Annotated in this window: 15 protein-coding genes; 5 read left to right on the top strand and 10 right to left on the bottom strand. The window is 66.3% G+C overall.

The features are described 5' to 3' along the window. Positions 1-230: 230 nt before the first annotated feature. The 4 genes from BM125_RS05005 to BM125_RS04990 all read right to left on the bottom strand — a co-directional run bounded on the left by BM125_RS05005 (position 231) and on the right by BM125_RS04990 (position 2986). Positions 231-680, bottom strand: a complete 450-nt coding sequence (locus BM125_RS05005) for a DUF4426 domain-containing protein (RefSeq protein ID WP_092405518.1) — start codon at positions 678-680, stop codon at positions 231-233. Positions 681-738: 58 nt separating this feature from the next. Further along, complete coding sequence (locus BM125_RS05000) at positions 739-1314, bottom strand: YggT family protein (protein WP_175497920.1); 576 nt, start codon at positions 1312-1314, stop codon at positions 739-741. Between the two features lie 10 nt (positions 1315-1324). Beyond that, on the bottom strand, positions 1325-2170 hold the full coding sequence (gene proC, locus BM125_RS04995) for a pyrroline-5-carboxylate reductase (RefSeq protein ID WP_092405514.1): 846 nt from the start codon (positions 2168-2170) through the stop codon (positions 1325-1327). A gap of 129 nt (positions 2171-2299) precedes the next feature. Continuing rightward, positions 2300-2986 (bottom strand): YggS family pyridoxal phosphate-dependent enzyme, encoded by a 687-nt coding sequence (locus BM125_RS04990; RefSeq protein ID WP_092405512.1) that lies wholly within the window; start codon positions 2984-2986, stop codon positions 2300-2302. A 73-nt stretch (positions 2987-3059) separates the two neighbouring features. On the opposite strand from BM125_RS04990, the gene BM125_RS04985 reads away from it, so the two are divergent. Next, positions 3060-4097: a type IV pilus twitching motility protein PilT gene (locus BM125_RS04985; protein ID WP_092405510.1), complete on the top strand. Its 1038-nt coding sequence runs from the start codon at positions 3060-3062 to the stop codon at positions 4095-4097. A gap of 217 nt (positions 4098-4314) precedes the next feature. On the opposite strand, the gene BM125_RS04980 is transcribed toward BM125_RS04985, so the two are convergent. Next, a complete protein-coding gene (locus BM125_RS04980; RefSeq protein ID WP_175497919.1) occupies positions 4315-4998 on the bottom strand; it encodes a TIGR02466 family protein in 684 nt (227 codons plus the stop codon). A gap of 252 nt (positions 4999-5250) precedes the next feature. On the opposite strand from BM125_RS04980, the gene BM125_RS04975 reads away from it, so the two are divergent. The 4 genes from BM125_RS04975 to BM125_RS04960 all read left to right on the top strand — a co-directional run bounded on the left by BM125_RS04975 (position 5251) and on the right by BM125_RS04960 (position 14894). Continuing rightward, on the top strand, positions 5251-6072 hold the full coding sequence (locus BM125_RS04975; protein WP_175497918.1) for a DUF4097 family beta strand repeat-containing protein: 822 nt from the start codon (positions 5251-5253) through the stop codon (positions 6070-6072). 84 nt (positions 6073-6156) lie between these two features. Further along, positions 6157-9090, top strand: a complete 2934-nt coding sequence (locus BM125_RS04970) for a hypothetical protein (protein WP_092405506.1) — start codon at positions 6157-6159, stop codon at positions 9088-9090. Positions 9091-9357: 267 nt separating this feature from the next. Further along, a complete protein-coding gene (locus BM125_RS04965; protein ID WP_092405504.1) occupies positions 9358-12273 on the top strand; it encodes a fibronectin type III domain-containing protein in 2916 nt (971 codons plus the stop codon). Between the two features lie 161 nt (positions 12274-12434). Then, complete coding sequence (locus BM125_RS04960; protein ID WP_092405502.1) at positions 12435-14894, top strand: choice-of-anchor B family protein; 2460 nt, start codon at positions 12435-12437, stop codon at positions 14892-14894. 101 nt (positions 14895-14995) lie between these two features. Here the strand turns inward: BM125_RS04960 and BM125_RS04955 are convergent, their stop codons facing one another. From BM125_RS04955 to dnaG, 5 genes are all read right to left on the bottom strand, one after another. After that, positions 14996-15205, bottom strand: coding sequence for a cold-shock protein (locus BM125_RS04955; protein WP_092405500.1), 210 nt, complete (start codon positions 15203-15205; stop codon positions 14996-14998). A gap of 449 nt (positions 15206-15654) precedes the next feature. Continuing rightward, a complete protein-coding gene (thrC, locus tag BM125_RS04950) occupies positions 15655-16956 on the bottom strand; it encodes a threonine synthase (protein ID WP_092405498.1) in 1302 nt (433 codons plus the stop codon). Continuing rightward, a complete protein-coding gene (locus BM125_RS04945) occupies positions 16953-17873 on the bottom strand; it encodes a homoserine kinase (protein WP_092405496.1) in 921 nt (306 codons plus the stop codon). The genes thrC and BM125_RS04945 overlap by 4 nt, the downstream gene beginning before the upstream one ends. Beyond that, entirely contained in the window at positions 17870-20410 is a 2541-nt protein-coding gene (thrA, locus tag BM125_RS04940; protein ID WP_092405494.1) for a bifunctional aspartate kinase/homoserine dehydrogenase I, read from the bottom strand. The genes BM125_RS04945 and thrA overlap by 4 nt, the downstream gene beginning before the upstream one ends. Before the next feature lie 215 nt (positions 20411-20625). Then, positions 20626-22428, bottom strand: a complete 1803-nt coding sequence (dnaG, locus tag BM125_RS04935) for a DNA primase (RefSeq protein ID WP_092405492.1) — start codon at positions 22426-22428, stop codon at positions 20626-20628. Between the last annotated feature and the right edge of the window lie 22 nt (positions 22429-22450).

The raw sequence follows: 22450 nt of genomic DNA, 5'->3' as shown, positions 1-22450 counted from the left end.
CCCGGTAGGGCACTGTAGGAGCGGCTTCAGCCGCGCTGCTTTTCCGAAATCCTGCTGAAGAGCATCGCGCCTGAAGGCGCTCCTACGAAGGGCGGTGAAGGGCGGCGCAGGGCGGCGAAGGGTGGCGCGGATTTCGATAGTGGTCGACGCGTTTATGCCTCGTCGTTGGAGCGCGTTCACGCGCGATGCATTTCGCCACGATTCGAGAAAACGCGGCACCCCATTCTGTCTCAATCGGCGACGAAATTCTGGCTGAAGCGCACCTCGTAGGCGCGATCGGCACCAGCCGGCGTGATCGAAAGGGCAAAGGTGTAGGTATCGGGCGGTGAGACGTCGAACAGGCCGATGTAGGAGACGTACAGGTCGGGGATCTCGCGGATCGTGATCGGCGACTTCTGGCCGGTCAGGTTGGTCGCCTCGCCGCGGATCTCGGCCTTCACGGCCGCCGCCGTGCCGTCGGCGGCGACCTTCTGGATCGAGATGTTGATCAGGCCACGCTTGTCCGAACGTTCGATCGAATACTGGCGCGCCATGTCGGCATTCAGCGACCGCGTCGACAGCGCGTTGTAGTGGACCAGGAAATCGCCGAATTTTTCGGTTCCGGATGACGCATCGGCCAGGGCCGGCGCGGCCGGCGCGAGCAGGGCGATGCCGAGGGCGATGCGGGCGAGCGGGGTCATGGCGAGTCCTCGTGTCAGTCAGCGTGTTCAGTCATGGACCCTGCCCGGTCGGCGGCGTTCAACCGAAGCCGATGCGCGCGCCGAGATCGAGCAGGGGCGCGACCAGCAGGGCCTGCAGCAGGGCGATCGCGAGCATGACGATCATCGGCGAGAAATCGAGGCCGCCGAGGGAGGGCAGGCGCGTGCGCACCGGCTTGAGCACCGGTTCGGTCAGCTGGAAGACCAGTGGCACGACCGGATGATAACTGTCGCTGCCGACGAAGCTCAGGATCACGCGGACGAGGATCAGGATCAGCATCAGCATCAAAACGAAGCTGACCAGGTCGGCGAAGGCGATGAGGACGAGGCCGGCGAACGAGGGCATCACCGGCATCATGGCGAAGAGCAGCACACGCTTGAGCAGCAGCAGGGCCCAGGCCAGCACGACGCCGGCGATATCGAGGCGGCGCCAGGCCGGGATGACCCGGCGCAGCGGCATCAGGATCGGGTTGCTGGCCTTGTACAGGAACTGGCAGATCGGATTGTGGAAATTGGCCCGCACCAGCTGCAGCAGCACGCGCAACACGATCAGGCCAACGAGGATGCCGAAGACGAATTCGATCAGGATCTGACCGGCATTGGCGAAATAGCTCATTGCCGCGTCCTCAGCCCAGTTCCTCGGCCATTTCCCGACCGCGCTCGGTGGCCGCCGCAACCGCCACCGCGACCAGTTCGCGCAGGCCGCCCGCGGCGAATGCCTGCAGCGCGGCATGCGTGGTGCCGCCCGGCGAAGTCACGCGTTCGCGCAGCCGCGCCGGCGCTTCGCCGTCTTCGGCAGCGAGGCGCGCCGCGCCGAGGCAGGTCTGGATGGCCAGCGCCCGCGCCGTCTCGCGCGCCAGGCCCTGGTCCACCGCGGCGTCTTCGAGGGCTTCGATCATGAGCAGGAAATAGGCCGGGCCCGAGCCGGACAGGCCGGTCACGGTGTCCATCAGGTCTTCGCGCTCGATCCATACGGTCAGGCCGGATCCGGCCAGGATCGCCTGCGCGCGCTCACGCTGTGCCGGCGAAACGGCATCGTTGGCGAACAGGCCGCTGGCGCCGGCACCGATCAGCGCCGGCGTGTTCGGCATGCAGCGCACGACCGGATATCCACCGCCGAGCCAACGGTCGATCTGATCGATGCGCAGCCCGGCCGCGATCGAGAGGATCAGCGGATGGCGCCCGGCCAGGGCCGGCGCGAGGTGCTCGCAGACCGAGCGCATGACCTGCGGCTTGACCGAAAGCATGATCGTGCCGGCGCCATTGACCGCCTCGATACCATCGCTGAACACCGAAACGCCGAAATCCGTCGCCAGCTGACGACCCACCGCCTCGTTCGGCTCGGCCACCGTGATCGATGCCGCCGGCGTACCGCCACGGCGCAGCGCCCCGATCAGGCTGCGCGCCATGTTGCCGCCGCCGATGAAGGCTATGGATCCGGGATTCGGGATTGGGGATTCGGGATTCGACATCGTGGGCGCTGGTGTCCGCTTGCAAACAGGCCTTTCAGCATACCAAGGCTGCATCCAAAACGATGCCGATTCATCCGGAGCCGGCGCTGTTGCCGAATCCCGAATCGCGAATCTCGAATCCCGGCGGCGTCAGCCGCCACGCGGTCCAAAAATCGTACTGCCGACGCGCACCATCGTGGCGCCTTCGGCGATCGCCAGTTCGAAATCCTCCGACATGCCCATGGAAAGCGTGTCGGCGCTGCCGCCGTCCGCGCGCAGGCGATCGAAGGCCTCGCGCATGCGGGCGAAGGCGGCGCGTCGCCGGGCCATGTCCGGGTCCGGTGCCGGGATCGCCATGAGGCCGCGCAGGCAGAGCTGTGGATGCGCTGCGATCGCCTCGGCCAGGGCGGCGACCTGGTCGGGTCGGCAGCCGGACTTGCTCGCCTCGTCGTCGATGTTGACCTGGATCAGCACGTTCAGCGGCGCCATGCCGGAGGGTCGATGGCGCGCGAGCAGGCCGACCAGCTTGGTCCGGTCCAGGGTCTGCAACCAGTCGAAGTGCTCGGCGACCTCACGGCACTTGTTCGACTGCAGCGGCCCGATCATGTGCCATTCCAGTGCGCAGTCGGCCAGTTCCACCTGTTTGGCCAGGGCCTCCTGCACGTAGTTCTCGCCGAAGGCGCGCTGGCCGAATCCGGCGAGCGTGCGGATGGCTGTGGCAGGCTGGGTCTTGCTGACCGCCAGCACGCGGACCGGCCGGCCGCCGGCCGCCGCTTCCGCGCGCTGGGTCACGGAACGCCAGGCTTGTTCGAGGGAAACCGCGGGTTTTACTTGCATGGCATTGATTTTGCCACGCTATACTCGTGTTTACCGCAGCCACGCGCCGACAGGCGCCATCAGGGGAGTTCTCATGGACATTGCCGAGCTGCTCGCGTTTTCGGTCAAGAACAAGGCCTCCGACCTGCACCTGTCTGCCGGCCTGCCGCCGATGATCCGGGTCGACGGCGACGTGCGCCGTATCAACATTCCCGCGCTCGACCACAAGCAGATCCACTCGCTGATCTACGACATCATGTCGGACAAGCAGCGTCGCGACTACGAAGAATTCCTCGAGGTCGACTTCTCGTTCGAGATTCCCGGCCTGGCCCGCTTCCGCGTCAATGCCTTCAACCAGAACCGCGGCTCCGGCGCCGTGTTCCGGACCATTCCGTCCGAAGTGCTGTCGTTGGAGGACCTCGGCTGCCCGAAGATCTTCCGCGAGCTGATCGAGCAACCGCAGGGCCTGATCCTTGTCACCGGCCCGACCGGCTCGGGCAAGTCGACGACGCTGGCGGCGATGGTCGACCACGTCAACAAGCACGAGTACGCGCACATCCTCAGCGTCGAGGATCCGATCGAGTTCGTGCACACCTCGCAGAAATGCCTGATCAACCAGCGCGAAGTGCATCGCGATACGCACGGCTTCAACGAGGCGCTGCGTTCGGCCCTGCGCGAGGATCCCGACTACATCCTGGTCGGCGAGTTGCGCGATCTCGAAACGATCCGCCTGGCCCTGACCGCCGCCGAAACGGGCCACCTGGTGTTCGCCACCCTGCACACCAGTTCGGCAGCCAAGACCATCGACCGCATCATTGACGTGTTCCCGTCCGGCGAGAAGCCGATGGTGCGATCGATGCTGTCCGAATCGCTGCGTGCGGTGATCTCGCAGTCGCTGTTGAAGAAGGTCGGTGGCGGCCGCATCGCCGCGCACGAAATCATGGTTGGCATCCCGGCCATCCGCAACCTGATCCGCGAGGACAAGGTCGCGCAGATGTACTCGTCGATCCAGACTGGTGCCCAGCACGGCATGCAGACCCTCGACCAATGCCTGCAGGACCTGGTCAAGCGCGGCCTGGTCACGCGCCAGCAGGCGATCGGCTACGCCAAGAACAAGGAAATCTTCAAGTAGGCCGGTATCGCTTTACCGGAATCGGCCGCGCCGGGCCTCGCCGCGCGGCGCGCAGCCGCGGCCACAGGGCCGTTTCCTCGTTTGCGCTGGCAGCGCAACGCAATCGGCGAGAGCGGCGCTGATCGCCCGGACCCATTCTTTCGTCATTGCTGTCCTGGACCCTTTCAGGCCGATCCGTGCCGTGCGCCCGGGCCGGAGGGCTGCTTTGCAGGCGCAGTCAGCGCAGATATGGACCCTGCAGTTCCGGGTCGACGCCGAGCTGACGGAACCAGCAGTTGAAGGCCACGGTGATGCGCTCGCCTTCGCCGGTGTACGGATGGACCTCGTGGAACAGCCAGGAAGGAAACAGGATCAGCTCGCCGGCCGTCAGCGACAGGTTGCGGCCGGCCAGCGAGTATTCGCGGACCAGGCGGCGGTTGGCCGGGTCGGAAAACATGTTGGCGAGCTGGTGCGGATTCTGGAAATGCAGCGCGCCGGACAAGGGCTCGTCCGGGTCGGTCTGCCCGGGCGTCACGCAATAGACGCCCGACCACGAAGCCATCGGGTGGTTGTGCGCGAAAAAACGTCCGCCGCGCCGCGTGATGTGGAACCAGGCGTGCGTCTGCGATTCGAACTTGTGCAGTTCTTCGGTCGAATAGGCATTCAGTTCACCGACCGTCGCGAACAACTGGCGCATGCAGAATTCATGCAGCTGCTGCACGCAGCGCTCGGGCCACGAGAACAGATCGAACTTGCTCTCGAACAGGCCGCGCGGAATATTCATGCTCGGCTCGGGGTTGCTCCAGTGCCGACCCTCGGCCTCGCGGCGCAGGAACAGGTCGCGCAGCTCCGCGTTCAGTGCCGCGGCGTTTGGCCACTGGGTGCGCACGATGGGAACGGAGAAAAGGGAAATGACGCTCATCGATCGACCCTGGCCGGAATCCTCGCCAATTATGCCGGGTATGCCGACAGCCGGGCCAGACGGGCTCGCGGCATCGGGTCCGGGTGCGTCGGTCGCGCGCGGGACCGATGCCCGATCGGAGTGCACGGTCCGTTTCGATTGCATCTAATCCCACGCACGCGCGCGTACGGTTCACGATTCCGTGAATTGGCCGTAGCATGGAGTGCCCGCCTCCCCGGACCATGGAACATGACCATGCCTGATGTTCGCCGTTTGCGCGCTTCGACGGTCGCCAAGACCCTGATTCAAGGATGCCTGCTGGCGGCTCTGGCCGGTTGCGCAGGTTCCGCATCGACGCCGCGCCCGGCGCAGCAACCGCCGCAGCAGGCGGAGATCATCCGAGAGGATGTCAGCTTCCCGATCGAAAAAGGCGTCAGTACCGTCGAAATCGACAATCAATACGGCGAGATCAACGTTCGCGATCACGATGAGGACGAAGTCGGCGTGCACGGCGTCATCCAGACCCTGCCGCCCGATTTCGCCCGCGCCCGCGTGGTTTCCTCGGTGAATGGTGGGGTACTGCGCCTTGCCGTGGAGTTGCCCGAAGGCAAGGTCGGCGGGCGCTACGACATGGCCGCCTACCTGCCGCGCAGCCTGAATCTGGTCGTCAACGGTGCGCGCGATCGGGTCGATGCGCGCAAGCGTCTGGGGCCGGTGACCGCCCGAACCACCAGCGGTGCAATCAATGCTTCGTCGCATGCCCGGCTCGACCTCTCGACCGATACCGGAGCGATCAAGGCAGCCGTGCTGGCAGAACGTTGGACAGGGGGCAGCCGCATCCGCAGCGGCAGCGGCCGGATCATCGCCCTGATACCGCTTTCCGGCGATATCTCCCTGAACGCGGAGACGGGTGGACGCCTCAGCACGGATTTCGGGCTCAGCGTCCATCCGCGCGAGACCGGCGGCTTCTCTGCCTCTGCCCGCTATGGTTCAGGAGCCAGCAAACTGGAGGTTTACAGTGATTCAGGTGAAGTGATTCTTGAACATGCGGTCCTACTGGAGCAGGATGGTGACTCTTCCGACGAGGTGGACTAGGCTCCACCCAGCGGTGGACCGACGGGCTGATCCGCCTGGGCGGACCATGACAGGGGATTTCGATTCAGACTGCGGGGAAATCAAATGAGCAAGATTTGCCAGACTCTACTGGCGGTGGCCGTCGCCATCGCCGCGACCGGTTCTGCCCAGGCGGCAGAAAAGGTCAATCCGGGACAAACCTACATCAATTCCGAGGGCATCCAGGTCAGCGTCGGCGCCGACTGGGTCAGCCCGCCGTCGCAACCTGATAAATTCTTCCTCGATGCGCGCACGCGGCCGATCGTCCCGGCCTGGAAGCCGGGCGATCCGATTCGCGAAGTGCCGCGCCTCTTCAATGGTGACCCGAAAGTCCGGCAGATGCAGGCGCATCCGGTCAATCCGGTGCCGCAGGGCGATATCCTCAGTGAGTTGCAGCGGGCCTTTGGTGCCGGAACGGACAGCCGCGCGTTCACGACACCGCTGGTCAACCGGGACGGCCAGGGCTTCAGTGGCGTGTTCCCACCCGACCCCAGTGGTGACGTCGGCGGCGGTTTCTATGTGCAGTCGATCAACGGCAGCGGCGGCGCCACCTATGTCGTCTACAACACCATAGACGGCACCATCGCCGCCGGCCCGTTCACCCTCGAAGGACTCGGCTCGGGCGGCGCCTGCGCCAGCGGCAACGGCGATCCGGTCATCCTGTTCGACCAGCTTGCCAGTCGCTGGTTGCTGACCGAGTTCTCCTCGAGCGGAAACAATCTCTGCGTCTACCTCAGCGCCGACAGCAACCCGGTCACCACGACCTGGACCCGCTATGCCTTCGTGCCACCGAGCTTCCCGGACTATCCAAAGTACGGCGTCTGGCCCGATGCCTACTATGTCGGCGCCAATCAGAGCAATGCCACCTATGCGCTCGATCGCACCGCCATGCTGGCTGGTCTGCCGGCCACGTTCCAGCGCAAGGGCGTACCGACCCTGAGCGAACTCGGCTTCCAGATGCTGCCGCCGGCGTCGTTCAATGGTATCGATGCTCCCCCGGCCGGCGCGCCCGGCACCTTCCTGCGCCAGGTCGATGACGAGCTGAACAATCCGGGCAGCAACGATCCCTTGCACGATCGCATCGAGCTGTTCACGTTCCACGTCGATTTCGCGACCCCGGCCAATACGACCCTGACCGGGCCGATCCCGATCCAGATCAACGATTTCGATCGTGCGTTCGATGTCCCATCCGGGTTCGGCGCCATTCCGCAGCCAGGCACCACGAGGCTGCTCGATCCCCTGCTCGAGGTCATCATGTTCCCGGTGCACTATCGCGCATTCGGCAGCAACGAAACGATCACCGGCAACTTCGTGACCAAGGTTGGCGCCAACAACCAGTCGGCGATCCGCTGGTTCGAGCTGCGCCGGACCGGGGGCTTGGCCAGTGCCTGGACGCTGTTCCAGGAAGGCACCTACACCCCGGCCGGTGACCCCGCGCCGACCAATCGCTGGATGGGTGCTTCGGCCATGGATTCGTCCGGCAACATCGCGCTCGGCTACAGCATCGACCGCGCCGTCGCGCCGACCCAGTTTGCCAGCCTTTCCTACGTCGGGCGCCAGGCCGGCGACACCCCGGGCGTGATGACCACGGCCGAGACTTCGCTGGTTCTGGGCGGTTCCGCGCAAACCAGCTTCGATCGCTGGGGCGACTACTTCCAGATGGGAGTCGATCCCGCGGACGGTTGCACGTTCTGGTTCACCGGCGAATACATGGGGGCCAGCAACTGGGCGACGCGGATCGCATCGTTCCGCTTCGATGCCTGCGGATCCCCGACGTTCTCGGTATCCGGCACGCCCCTCGCGCAGGAAGTCTGCGCGCCCAGCGCCACTCCGGTCGCCTTGAGCGCGGTCAACATCAACGTCGGTTCGATCAGCGGCTTCAATTCGCCCGTGAACTTCGGCTTCGGCTCGGGTCTGCCGACAGGTTTTGCAGGTTCCTATACGGTCTCTCCGGTGATTCCGCCGGGTAGCACCGCAGCCAACCTGACCGTCAACAACACGGCGACGCCCGGGCTCAATGTCATTACCCTGCGCGGCAGCTCCGGCGGCACCGATCGTGATCTCCTGCTCAACGCGACCATTGCCACGCAGGCGGCGGGTTCGCCGACCCTGACCACGCCGGCCAACAACGCGACCGACGTGTCTTCGACCCCGACCTTCAGCTGGTCGGCTTCGGCACAGGGCAACTCCTATTTGATCGAGATCGCCACCGACCCCGGGTTCAGCAACATCATCCTGTCGCAATCGGTTTCCGGCACCAGCTTCCAGCCGGCGGCGGCCTTGCCGACCAACACCCAGATCTACTGGCGCGTCTCGGCCAACAACGTCTGCGGCACCGCAGGTCCGAGCGCGACCTTCAGCTTCACCACCCAGGCCGCTCCGGGCGACTGCTCGCCGGGCTCGTTCACCAACGTGGTGTTCAGCGACAATGTCGAGAGTGGTACGAATGGATGGACGCATTCGGCCGCCACCGGAACCGACAGCTGGGCGATCAGCACGGCGCGCGCGGTGAGCCCGACCCATTCCTGGTTCGCGAACGATCCGGCTGCGCTGTCTGACCAGCGCCTGGTCTCGCCGACGGTCGCCCTGCCGGGCTCGTTGAATGGCTTGAACTTCCAGTTCCAGCAGTTCGTCGACATCGAGAACAACGGTGCGACTGCGTGTTATGACGGTGGCCTGCTCGAAATCTCGGTCGATGGCGGGGCCTTCACACAGATCCCGAATGCACAACTGCTGGTGGGGCCGTATACCGGCGCGGTGTCGGGTAGTTTCGGCAGCCCGATTGCCGGCCTGCAGGCCTGGTGCGGAGCGGCGGTTCCGTTCAGCCGCGTGGTCGTCGACCTGTCGACCTATGCGGGCCACAACGCGCAGTTCCGCTTCCGCATCGGCAGCGACTCGTCCGTTGGCAAGGAGGGCTGGTACATCGATGACGTCAAGGTCCAGGGCTGTTCGTCGTCCGATGTGATCTTCGCCGACGGCTTCGATCCGCCGCCTCCGTAAGCGACACGCGTCAGCATGCTTGAGCGCGCCCGGGAAACCGGGCGCGCTTTTTTCTGGCCGCGAGGTGACTCGTTGCCGCTCCGCCACGAGCGTCTTCGCCGGCATCGCGAACGTCGCCGCTCTGGCTCCGCGAGCCCCGACATGCCCGTGTCGCGTTTGTCATGCGGCACTTGGAAACCTGCCCCGGGCTCAGCTAGCATCCGCCACCGGATCAATTCTTGGTCCGCCTGCCGACGGATCGTCGGACTTCTGCCAACGGGGACCTCAATGAATAACCGCGCCACCGGCCTCTCGGCCGTGCTGGGCCTGTTCGCCTATGCGAGCATCGCCGCAGCCGCCACTTCCTGGCCCAGCATCTCGGAACAACTCGCGGCAGACCAGGTTCGCCCGGGCAGCGCGCTGGAGAACCTGATCCGGGCCAACCAGGATTTCGATTTGCTGCGTCCCGACGAACTGACCACGACCCGTCCCGAGTTGCCACCCTGGCTCAAGGTCATCTGGCGCAAGGAACACCCGAAGGGCAACTACACGGCCGAGGATCCGACCGGCGGCTACCCGCATGTACTGCGCGAAGCGCACGAATGGATGCTGAGCCACCAGGACCTGAAATCGGGCACGCCCGAGAATGACCAGTTCCCGGCCGGCAACCCGGACCCGGACGCACCGATCCTGAGCGGCGAAGTCCGCATCTCGGGGGCCCAGACCTCGCCTCGCAGCGAATCCGACATCCGCGTCAACTACTGGAATCCGCAGAAGATCATTTCGGCATCCAACAATATTTCGGGCGCCGGCGTACAGGCGCAGTTCTATTCCTCCGACGGCGGCGCAACCTGGGGCCAGACCACCCTGAGCCTGGTCAGTGGCGACGCCTTCCAGTCCGACCCGACCGTCGAGTGGACGTCCGACGGCAAGGCCTGGTCGAGCACGCTCGGCATCAATTCCGCCGGCTCGGTGCTGAAGCTGCGCACCTACAGTTCGACCGATTCGGGCGTGACCTGGACCAACGAAGCAACGCCGTCCGCCGCGCAGACCTCGGTCGACAAGCAGATGCACTGGGTCGACCACAGCGCGACGTCGACCTGCAAGGATTACCAGTACATCATCTACCACAACGGCAATCCGGCCTTCATCACGACGCGCAACGCGACCACCAATACCTGGGGAGCTCCGATCCAGGTCAGCGGCGCCGAGTCGACCGGCACGGCGATCGGCAGCGACGTCAAGTCGAATTCGGCCGGCGATGCATTCGGCTTCTGGCCGACAACGAGCAACCGGCGCGTGATCGTCACCAAGAGCACCAACTGCGGCACCTCGTGGGCCACGCCGGTGCAGGTGGCGAACACGTTCGACGGCTACGACATCGGCGTGCCGTCGTTCAACTCGCGCCGCATCCTGATCTACATTTCGGGCGGTACGTACCGTTCCGCAACGAAGAACATGGTCTATGCAGCATGGACGGATCTCTCGGGCGAGGCTGGCTGCACGGCAGCCGCCAACGAGCCGGGCTCGAACGTGGCCTCGACCTGCAAGACGCGCATCTGGTTCTCGCGTTCCGCGGACGGCGGAGCCACCTGGTCGGCCAAGACAATGCTCAACAACCAGGCCTCGCTGAACGACCAGTTCAACCAGTGGCTGGTCGTCGATGAAACCTCGGGCGCCATCGGCGTCGTCTACTACGACACGGTCGCCGATGCCGGACGCAAGAAGACCCACCTGTACTACCAGTCGTCGTTCGATGACGGCGTGACCTGGTTGCCTGCAGTCCAGGTCACTACCGCGCAGACAGACGAAACCACGGGTGGCCAGGACAATGGCAACCAGTACGGCGACTACAACGCGATGTCGGGCATTGCCGGCAACTTCTTCCCGTCATGGACCGATCGCCGCGCCGGGCAGAAGGAAGAGATCTGGACCGCGAAGATCACCGACCAGGCCTGCACGGCTCCGGCGGCACCGAATGCCGGCACGGCGACTGCGATCGCGCCGAACCAGATCCAGGTGACCTGGTCCAATGGCACGCCGGCTTCGACCACGTTCGACATCCTGCGTGCCACGGGCACCTGTGCCGCACCCGGCACGTTCGCTGCCCTGGCCACCGGCCTGGCCGGCAGTCCGTACACCGACAGCACGGTGTCGGGCGGTTCGACCTATGCCTACAAGGTCGCCGGCGTCGATGGCACCGGCTCCTGCGTCTCGGCCCAAAGTGCCTGCGTCGAGGCCACCGCAACCGGGCAGTGCACCCTCGGCGCGACCTTCAACGGTATCGCCACGGCGACCAATTCGGCGGCCAGCACTTGCACCAACAACCTCGGCTGGTCCTCGGCGGTTGCCCAGTGCGCCGGGCCGGTCAGCTACAACATCTATCGCGATACGACCAGCGGCTTTACGCCGTCGCCGGCCAACCTGATCGCGAGCGGGGTCAGCGGGACGTCCTACGTCGACATGGACGCGCTGAACAACGGCACCCAGTACTACTACGTGGTTCGCGCCGTCGACCAGTCCAACGGCGTCATCGACGGCAACACGGTCCAGCAGAGCGCCACGCCGACCGGTCCTATCGCGACCGGGAACCTCGTTGAAGCGTTCGAGAACGGCGGCGGGTTCGACAATGCCGGATGGAGCCATGCCGTGGTATCCGGTTCGGTCGACTGGGTCTGGTCTGCAGCACAGAGCCAGACCCCGACCCATTCGTGGTTCTCCGCCGAACAGCCTTCGACGTCGGATCGCGTGCTGACATCGCCGGTCCTCTCGGCACTGGCGAACACGACCCTGAGCTTCTTCCACACCTATGCCTTCGAAGGTACGGTGGCGCAGTGCTACGACGCGGGTACGCTTGAAATTTCCACCAACGGCGGAAGCACCTGGAGCGTGGTCCCCGACGCCGCCTTCACCGCCGGCGGGTTCACCGGAACGGCCAACGCAGGATTCGGCAATCCGATTGGCGGCAAGCGTGCCTGGTGTGCCGGCACGATCGGCGCGATGACCCAGGTCAGCGTGAATCTCGGCGCCTATGCCGGCCAGTCGTTCCAGCTCCGCTGGCATGCCGGCGACGACAGCTCCGCCACGGCGACCGGCTGGTACGTCGACAGCGTCACGGTCAGCAACGCCGGCACCGCCAGCGCCTGCAGCACCGGCATCAACGATTACATCTTCGTGGATGGGTTCGATCCGCCAGTCCGCTAGGCAACAGATTCGGCAGGTCAACGAAGCGCCCGGGAAACCGGGCGCTTTTTTGTCCGCGCCACACTGAAAGCCGCGGCAAGGGGCGGCTCGAAGCGTTCCGCTCGATCGCCATTGCACCAGTGTGATAGCTTCCCGCATCGACTCCCCGGGGAAGCCACTCCATGCGTGCCGGAACAAGAATCCTGCTGTGCTGTGCGGCCATGCTGTCCTGCCTGGCGGCAGCAGCGGCTACCCGTCACGCGGGCGAATGCATCGACGGCGTCATCGAAGGCTATGCCTGCAACAATGTCGACCTGCTCGCGCACATGGACCTGGTCGCGCTCGGCACGACCGCGGGCGGCAACGGCAACGACATGTGGGGATGGACCGATCCCGATACCGGCAAGGAATATGCCCTGGTCGGCCTCGACAACGGCACCGCGTTCGTCGACATCTCGGACCCGGAACATCCCGTGCGCCTCGGCAACCTGGCCACGCACAGCGTCAATTCGACCTGGCGCGACATCAAGACGCTCGGCTACTACGCGCTGATCGTGTCGGAAGCCCAGAACCATGGCCTGCAGGTATTCGACCTGCGTCGCCTGCGCAGCGTCGCCTCGCCGCCGGCGACCTTCACCGAAGACGCCTGGTACGGCCAGTTCGGGCGTGCCCACAACATCGTCGTCAACGAGGCGTCGGGCTACGCCTACGCGGTGGGTTCGCGCCAGGGCAACCAGCAATGCGGCGCGGGCCTGCACATGATCGACATGAGCAACCCGCTCGTGCCGACGTTCGCCGGCTGCTTCAGCGCCGACGGCTACACGCATGATGCGCAGTGCGTCACCTACGACGGACCCGATGCCAATTTCGCCGGCCACGAGATCTGCTTCGCGGCCAACGAAGACAGCCTGACGATCGTCGATGTCAGCAACAAGTCGGCTCCGATCCAGATTGCACGCAAGACCTACTCCGGGTCCGGCTACACGCATCAGGGCTGGTTGACCGAGGACCGCCGCCACTTCCTGATCGACGACGAGCTCGATGAACAGAACGACGGCCATAACACGCGCACCTATGTCTGGGACGTCGAGGATCTGATCGATCCGCATCTGGAGTTCTTCCACGACGGGGCCACGGCGGCCATCGACCACAACATGTACGTGCACGAGGGCTATGCCTACCAGTCCAACTACCAGAGCGGACTGCGCATCCTCGACCTGTCGCAGATCGACAGCGGCACGTTGAGCGAGGCGGCCTTCTTCGATACCTATCCGGCCAGCGACAGCGCCAACTTCAATGGCACCTGGAGCAACTATCCCTACTACGCCAGCGGCGTGGTCGGCGTCAGCGACATCAATCGCGGATTCTTCGTGCTGCAGCCCGACTTGTGCCGGGCGCCGGAGGTGGCGGCCGGGCTGGTCGCCGTCGGCAACGGCGACCACCGCATCGACCTGAGCTGGAACGCCAGCGCGACGCCCGATGCCAGCTATTCGGTCGAACGCATTCTCGGTGGATGCAGCGGTGGCAGCGTGGAGACGATCGCCAGCGGATTGAGCAGCCCGAACTACAGCGACACGACCGCGTCCGGCGTGGTCACCTACGGCTACCGCATCCGCAGCGTCGCCGCGTCCGGCCAATGCGCCTCGGTACCGGGCGCCTGCGTCGAGGCGAGCACGAGCGGCAGTTGTACGGCTCCGCCGGTGTTCGCCGGCATCGCCAGTGCCGCTTCGGCCGGCACCTCGTCCTGTGCGATCGAGCTGGCCTGGCCGGCGGCGCAGTCATCCTGTGGCTCGACAGCGAGCTACCAGGTCTATCGCTCGCAGGATCCGACCTTCGAGCCGGCCCCGGGCAACCTGCTCGCCTCGGCCCTGTCGACGCTCGGCTGGATCGACACCTCGGTGTCGGATGCGGCGCCTTACACCTATATCGTGCGCGCGGCGGATCTCGGCAACGGCACCGTCGAGGGCAACAGCGTGCGCCTCAGCGCGCGCGCCAGCGGACCGCTCGCCGACGGCGATTTCATCAGTGGCGCGGAACTCGGCACGCCGATACTTTCCGATACCGGTGCTTCGCCGATCAGCGCCAACGTGGAGTCCCCGCAGCACGTGGCCTGGGAAATCGTCGACACGATCGCCCACGGTGGCAGCCGCAGTTATTACTCCGGCTACAACAATTCCGAATGCCTCTCGATCGGCACCGGACCGATCTCGCTGACATCCGGGCAGAGCCCGACGCTGGAGTTCTGGACACGCTTCGGCATCGAATCCGGCTACGACGGCGGCGTGGTGCAGATTTCGACCAATGGCGGACAGGACTGGACCACGATAACGCCGGTCGGTGGCTATCCGGGCACGTTCAATGGCAACAACACGAATGCCTGCGGGTTCCCGAACAACAGCGGCGCGTTTACCGGAACCGCTGCGGCCAATCTGAGCTGGTCGCCGAAGCAGTTCGACCTGGCGGCCTATGCAGGCCAGGCCATCCAGCTGCGCTGGCGCTTCAGCACCGACGGTGGCGTCACCGACCAGGGCTGGTGGATCGACGACATCCGGGTCAGCCACGCCCAGGTCCCCGGATCCTGCAGTTCAGGCGTCGATCTCATCTTCGCCGACGGATTCGAGGCAGCAACGACCACGCCGTAGGGCATGGGTCCCGGACCCACGCCCGCACGGACCGGATTGCACCAATAAAAAAACCCCGGGTGTCGCCACCCGGGGTTCTTCATATCGCGTTGGCGCGAAGCTCAGGCAACCTGGACTTCGTCGGCCTGCATGCCCTTCTGGCCCTGCACGGCGACGAACGTCACGCGCTGGCCTTCCTGCAGGGACTTGAAGCCGCTGCCCTGGATCGAACGGAAATGCACGAACAGGTCGGGGCCGCTTTCCGGGGTGATGAAGCCAAAACCCTTGGCATCATTGAACCACTTGACGGTACCGTTCTGACGATTGGACATATCTAACTCCTAACAACTCAAAAGTAATGGTATTCACGTCCTGGGGAGACCCCGCTGGACGAGACTGAGGTTGCTAAGGAGCGCGCAATCGGAACGATGGAATCGTGAAATTCGACCACATCGGGCCACGATTCAGAGTGACCCTGGCAAACACAGTGCGCACACTTTACAGAGGATTGTTCTACAAAGCGACTGGGTGAATGAAAATTTCGTTGAGGCCGGCGGCGGGGCTGCCTTTCTGGCCTGGGTGGTCATTTCGAGTATTCTGGGAAGTCGTTCAGGAACAACGGGTTGGAAGATCCTGGCGGTCGGTGGCCCAATCCGGCTGCACCCGCGCAGGCGAATCGGCAGCGCTGGCAAACGAATGGCGCGCCGCACGGAGCCTGTGGGCGGCCAGGCCCGCGACCCTCGGCGGGACACCAACGGCCGCCCCGACAGCGCAGCGCGGACTACCCGCTGACCGCGATCAGGCGCTCGCGCAGTGCCGCCGGGTCGGGCTGCAGCGGTTCGGCAGTGGCTGGACGTGCGAGCAGGGCGGCCAGCGAGGCCGGTGGCGCCACTGCCAGTCCCAGCAGCGGTTCGACGACCTGCTCGAACTTGGCCGGATGCGCGGTCGCGACGATCGCGAAGGGGCCGCTGGCGCCGCCCTCTCTCAGCGTTTCGAGTACGCGGGCCGCGCAGGCCGTATGCGGGCAGAACACCTCGCCGAAACGTTCGTGGCTGGAAACGAGGGTCCGGCGGATTTCGTCGTCGTCGACGGCATGCACCGTAAAAGCCTGGCGTAGTGCAACGGCGTCGGGATAGAGCCAGCCGAGACGCTCGAAATTGCTCGGTGCGCCGACATCCATGGCATTGGCCAGGGTCGCGATGCTGGCGCGCGGGCGGTATTCGGCACCGGCGAAGAATTCGGGCAGCACCCGGTTGGCATTGGTGGCCAGGGCGATCTCTCCGATCGGCAGGCCGCAGGCGCGGGCCATGATCGCTGCCAAGGCGTTGCCGAGGTTGCCGGTCGGGATGACGAAACCGAGCGGCGTCGCATGCCGTCGCCAGTGGCGCAACGAGGCCTGCGCGTAATAGGCCATCTGCGGCAGCAGGCGGCCGAGGCTGATGCTGTTGGCCGAACTCAGCGGCACGCGCTGCTGGAGTTCGCGATCGGCCAGGGCCTGCTTGGCCATGGACTGGCAGTCGTCGAAGCTGCCGGCGACGCGGAACGCACGCACGTTGTCGCCGAAGCATCCGAGCTGGTGGGCCTGGCGCGGCGACACGCGGCCATCCGGGTAAAGAATGACGACCTTGAGGTTCGGCAGGCGATGGAAGGCCGCGGCCACCGCCGCGCCGGTATCGCCCGAGGTCGCCACGAGGATCGTCAGCGGAGGCTGATCGCTGCGGCGCAGGCGCGTCATGCAGCGGGCCAGGAAGCGCGCGCCGAAATCCTTGAAGGCGGCGGTCGGTCCGTGGAACAGCTCGAGCACCCAGGTTTCACCGTCCGCCAGCGGTTTCAGCGGCAGCGGGAAATCGAACGCTTCCGCGCAGATCGCGGCCAACTCGCCGGCCAGGGCATCGCCGGCGAAAAACGGCGTCAGCAGTCGCGTCGCGATTGCGGCCATCGAATCGTCGGCGGCGAAATCGGCGGGCGTGAACGAAGGCAGCGAGTCGGGCACGTAGAGTCCGCCGTCGGCGGCCAGACCGGCGAGCAGGGCGGTGCTCAGGTCGACACTGCTGCAATCGTCGCGGGTCGAGTGGAATCTCATGCGAGCACCGTGGCTGCCGGGCCATTGATGGGGGAGAGCCAGGCACTGCTGGCGAAGCCGGCCTGTTCGAAGGCGCGGCGCATGGCCGGTATCGCCGTTTCAGCGGCGGTCCGGTCCTCGAACCAGGCGAAAACGCTGGGTCCGGCCCCGGAAATCGAGGCGCCCATCGCGTCGTGCTCGAGGGCCGCCTGCTTGACCGCATGGAAGCCCGGAATCAGTGCGGCGCGACGGGGTTCGACGAGCACGTCGGCGAGGCCGGCGCGAACCAGGTCGGCGTCGCCGCGATGGCATCCGGCCATGACCAGGCCCAGATTTCCACTTTGCGCAACGAACTCCTCGAGCGTGTAGCTGCCGCGCAGGGCCTCGCGCGCGCGGCGCGTCTCGAGCACGGCGTCGGGATGCACGACGACGCTATGCCAGGCGTGCGGGACCTCGATGCGGACCAGCCGTCCGCCGGCGGCGAGCACGAGTCCGCCAAGCAGCATCGGGGCGACGTTATCGCCATGCCGGCTGCCGCTGGCGACCGCCTCGCCTTCGAGGGCCAGCGGATAGAGTTCTTCGCGCGTCAGCGGCTGTTCGAGCAAGGCGTTGGCGGCGACCAGGGCGGCCACGCAGGAGGCCGCCGAGCCGCCCATGCCTGAGCCGAGCGCGATGCCCTTGTCGAGCTCGAGGGCGAATCCGTACGGCAGGTCGAGCGCCTCGCGCAGGGCGATCAGGGCGCGACCGGCCGTGTTGTCCGGCGCATTGAGGGGCAGGTCGCGCACGCAGCCGCCAATCGCGTCGATGCGCACGCGCGGTGCGCCGATGCGGCGCACCGTCGCGCGATCGCCGACGCCGGTGATGCTCTGGCCGAGAATGTCGAAGCCGACCGCGACATTGCCGATGCTGGCCGGCGCGAAGGCCGTGGCCGCGTTCACAGGCGCGCCCCGAGCGCTGCGCCGAGGCGCAGCAGGTCGGCGAACACGCCGGCCGCGGTGACTTCGCGACCGGCGCCGGGTCCCTGCACGATCAGCGGATTGTCGGCATAGCGCCGGGTCGTGAACTGCACGCTGTTGTCGGTCAGGCGCAGGTTGGCGAAAGCATGCGTGGCCGGCAATTCGACCAGGCCGACGCTGGCGGCACCGGCGCGATCGAGGCGTGCGACATAGCGCAGCACGCAGCCTTTGGCCGTGGCTGCGGCGAGCTGTTCGGCCATCGCGGCATCGAGCGAGTCGAGCGCGGCAATGGCCTGGTCCTTGTCGAGATCGAGCAGCTCGGCCGGCACCAGTCCACGCACGTCGACCTCGTCGAGTTCGAGCGATTGGCCGGCCTCGCGGGCCAGGATGACCAGCTTGCGTGCGACATCGAGCCCGGACAGGTCGTCGCGTGGATCGGGCTCGGTGTAGCCGAGCGCGAGCGCCTCGCGGACCAGCGCCGAAAACGGCTGGCTGCCGTCGTAGCGGTTGAACAGCCAGGCCAGGGTGCCGGACAGGATGCCCTCGATCGCGATCAGCTCGTCACCGGTATCGAGCAGGTCGCGCAGGGTCGAGATCACCGGCAGGCCGGCGCCGACCGTGGCCTCGTAGCGCCAGCGCGCACCGCTCGCTGCGCGCGCTTCGCGGATCGCCCGCCAGCGCGCCAGCGAACCCGAGCCGGCCTGCTTGTTCGGCGTGATCACGTGGATGCCGGCGGCGAGCCAGCGGGCGTAGTGCTCGGCCACGGCATTGCTTGCGCTGCAGTCGATGATCACGGCATGTGGAAGGTGGGCGGCGTGCACATGCTCGGTGAAACGCTCGATATCGGAGTTCGGTTCTCCGGCGCCGAGTCGCGCCGTCCAGTCGGCCGGCAGATCGCCGCGATCGCTGGTCAACAGGTGCGAACTCGAGGCGATGGCGCGCACGCGAAGATCGAGATTGGCCGTTTCGCGCAGTCGCGGCCCGGCCTCGCGCAACTGTTCGAGCAGGGCGCGGCCGACATTGCCAGGACCGATCACGCCGATCGAGAGGGTTTGCGGCGAGAGCCAGAACCCGGCATGCGCCGCACGCAGGGCGCGCGAGGCGTCGTGGCTGGCCAGGGCTACCGAAATGTTGCGCTCGGAGGCACCCTGCGCGATCGCGCGGATATTGACCTGGGCGCGACCGAGGGTCGCGAACAGGCGTGCGGCGACGCCCGGGGTGCCGGCCATGCCGTCGCCGACCGCGGCCAGCACGCTGACGTCGCGGGTCACCGTGATGGCCTGGATCTGGCCCGAGGCGAGCTCACGGCCGAACACCGCATCGAGGGCGACCTCGGCACGCGCGCAGTCGCTGGCGCGCACGACCACGCAGATCGAATGCTCGGACGAGCCCTGCGAAATCATCACCACCGAGACCTTTGCGTCGCGCAAGGCGGCGAAGACGCGTTCGGCCGTGCCGGGGACGCCGATCATGCCGGCGCCTTCGACGTTGACGATGGCGAGCTGATCGGCCAGCGACAGGCCGCGCACGGGTCCCTGCAGCGCGTTGCCCGAGGTCGCGATGCGCGTGCCCGGATGGTCCGGATTGAAGGTGTTGCGGATCAGGATCGGCAGCCCCAGGGCCATCGCCGGCAGCATCGTTTGCGGATGGATCACCTTGGCCCCGAAATAGGCCAGTTCGCAGGCTTCCTCATAGGACAGCGCATCGAGCGATACGGCTTCGGGGACGAGCCGCGGATCGGCCGACAGTACGCCGTCGACATCGGTCCAGATGTGCAATTCACCGGCCTCGAACAGGGCCGCGAAGATCGCTCCGGAGAAATCGCTGCCATTGCGCCCGAGCGTGGTCGGCCGGCCGTCGCCGTCGCGGGCGACGAAGCCGGTGACGACGATGCGCCGCTGCGCATGGCTGGCACGCCAGTCGGCAAGGCGTGCCGCGCTGGCCTGCCAGTCGACCGCGACGCCTAGCTCGGCATGGCTGACCACCAGCACCTCGCGCGCATCGAGCAGGGCGCAGGGTTCATCGAAGGATTCGAGGTGCGCGCGCAGCAGATGCGCAGAGAAGACCTCTCCGAGGCCCTGGATCGCATCGAGCGCCTCGCGCGCCGGAATGCCGAGTACGGCGAGTGCCTTGAGCGTGTCGGCGAGATCGGCGAAGCGCGCCTCGAGCCAGACCCGCAGGGCGCCGGAGCGCTCGCCGAGCAGGTCGCGCGCGGTCTGCAGGTGACGTTCGCGCAATGCCTCCCATCGCGCCTGCCAGGCCGGATCCCTGGCCGCCGCCGACTGCGCCAGTGCGATCAGCGTGTTGGTCACGCCCTGCATGGCCGAAACCACGGTGACCTGGGTCGCATCCTCGCGTCCGTGCAGGATTGCGGCGACCCGGCGGAAGCATCCGGCATCGGCCAGCGACGACCCGCCGAACTTGTGCGCGACGATCGGCAGCGGTGTGCTGTCCGCGGCGCTGGCGATATTGTGCCGCGTGGCAGCAAGCGTGGCGGACAAACGGGCAAACGGACTCATGAAGCCTCCGGGTGGTGGCCCCGCGTTCGTCGAGGGTGGGGATCGTGCATCCCGCAGCCTCTTCGGGCTGCGGGGTCGTTGCGATGAAAACTAACTGCGCACGACTGACCGCACCCGTTGGGGTGGCGTCATCGTCGTAGTCATAATAATTGTGCACATGCAGCAAGTGGAGCCGATCGGAGCCCTGCTTGTCAAGCTACGGTTGCATCGGAAACCTATTGCTTGCGCCGATGTGCGGGCTTGCTTGCCATCAGCTGGCGCAGTTCGTCGCGTTCCGCTTCGGAGAGACGACCTTCGACCTGGCGTGCGATCAGGTCGTCAAGTCGCTGTTGGGACGTCTGGACGTCCAATTGTCCGATCGCGCCGAGGAAGTCGGCGCGCCCATGCTCGCCGTCGACGAGCAGGTCCATCGTCGCCAGCCTGTTCAGCGCACTCGCTTCCTCGCGCCCGGCGAAGTGTTCGAGCAGGGCACCCGTGGTCAGGGTCGGGCGCTCGCGACACAGGCGGATGAGCTCGACCAGCAGCGGGACGCCGGGCTGGCGCAGTTCGGAAAAGGTCCAGGGCGGTTCGATTTCGGCAGCCAGCGCGGGCGTCTGCACGAGCAGGGCCACCGCGGTGCGCACCAGCGAACGCTGGGCCGGGCGTGCACTGCTGCCGGATGACGGACGCGCCGTGGATCCGCCCGGTCCCGCGGCGGCGACGGTCTTCGCCCCGCTCAATCGCTCGAGTTCGGCGTACATGAGGTCGCGGAAGGCGCCGTCAGGAATCTGTCCGATCAATGGGCGCGCGCGCTCGGCGAGGCGCGCCTTGCCGTCGATGCTCGACAGGCTGACGTCCTTGCCGGTTTCGGCGAAGAAGAACTCGCTGAGCGGCATGGCCTGCTTGAGCCGCTGTTCGAAGCCGTCGAGCCCTTCCTTGCGGATCAGCGAATCGGGATCCTCGCCGTCCGGGACGAACAGGAACCAGGCCTGGCGCCCGTCGCGCATGCGCGGCAGCACCGATTCGACCGCACGCCAGGCCGCCTGCCTGCCGGCGCGATCACCGTCGAAACAGAAGTAGACGTCGGCCGTATTGCGGAACAGCAGTTCGGCATGGTCGCTGGTCGTCGCCGTGCCGAGCGTGGCCACGGCCTGGGTGATGCCGTACTGGTGCAGGGCGATCACGTCCATGTAGCCCTCGACCACGAGCAGGCGCGGAATCTTCTGGTGGGTGTCGCGCACCTGCCAGAGGCCGAACAGTTCGCGGCCCTTGTGGAACAGCGGCGTCTCCGGGGAATTCAGGTACTTGGGGCCAGGGCTCTTGTCAGGAGTGCGGACAGGGATGTCCGCTTCTTGATCCTCGCGATCAGGACGATCGCTGGAAATGATGCGCCCCCCGAAGGCGATGGTCCGCCCACGCCGGTCGAGGATCGGAAACATCACGCGATCGCGGAAGCGATCGTACTTGCCGCCGCGTTCTCCGCTGGCGAGCATGCCGGCCTTGTCGAGCAGGGCGACGCGCTGCGGTGTCGTGCCGAGCGCGTTCTTCAGCGCGTCCCACTGGTCCGGGGCGAAACCGAGGTTGAAGCGTTCGAGGATCGCCGCGTCGAGGCCGCGCCGTTCGAAGTAGGCGCGCGCCGCCGCGCTGTGTTTCAGTTGCTCGCGGTAGAACGTGGCCGCCGCATCGAGCAGAGTGTAGAGATCGCCGACGTCCTCGCGCGGCTTGTCGCGCTGGCCGCCTTCGTATTCGACCTTGAGGCCGGCGCGCGCGGCCAGTTCCTCGATCGCATCGGGAAACTCGAGGCGGTCGTAGTCCATCAGGAAGCGGATCGCGCTGCCGTGCGCACCGCAGCCGAAGCAGTGGTAGAACTGCTTGGCCGGACTGACCGTGAACGAGGGCGAGCGCTCGTCGTGGAACGGGCAGCGCGCCGACCAGTCGCGCCCGGCTTTTTTCAGCGTCACGCGCTCCTGGATCACATCGACGATGTCGATGCGGGTCAGGAGTTCGTCGATGAAGCGCTCGGGAATGCGGCCGGCCATTTGGTAAGTCTAAATGGCCGGG

It is taken from the genome of Dokdonella immobilis (assembly GCF_900115085.1).
In the GTDB taxonomy this organism is placed as follows: domain Bacteria; phylum Pseudomonadota; class Gammaproteobacteria; order Xanthomonadales; family Rhodanobacteraceae; genus Dokdonella; species Dokdonella immobilis.
This window is presented reverse-complemented; position numbering and strand designations above follow the sequence as displayed.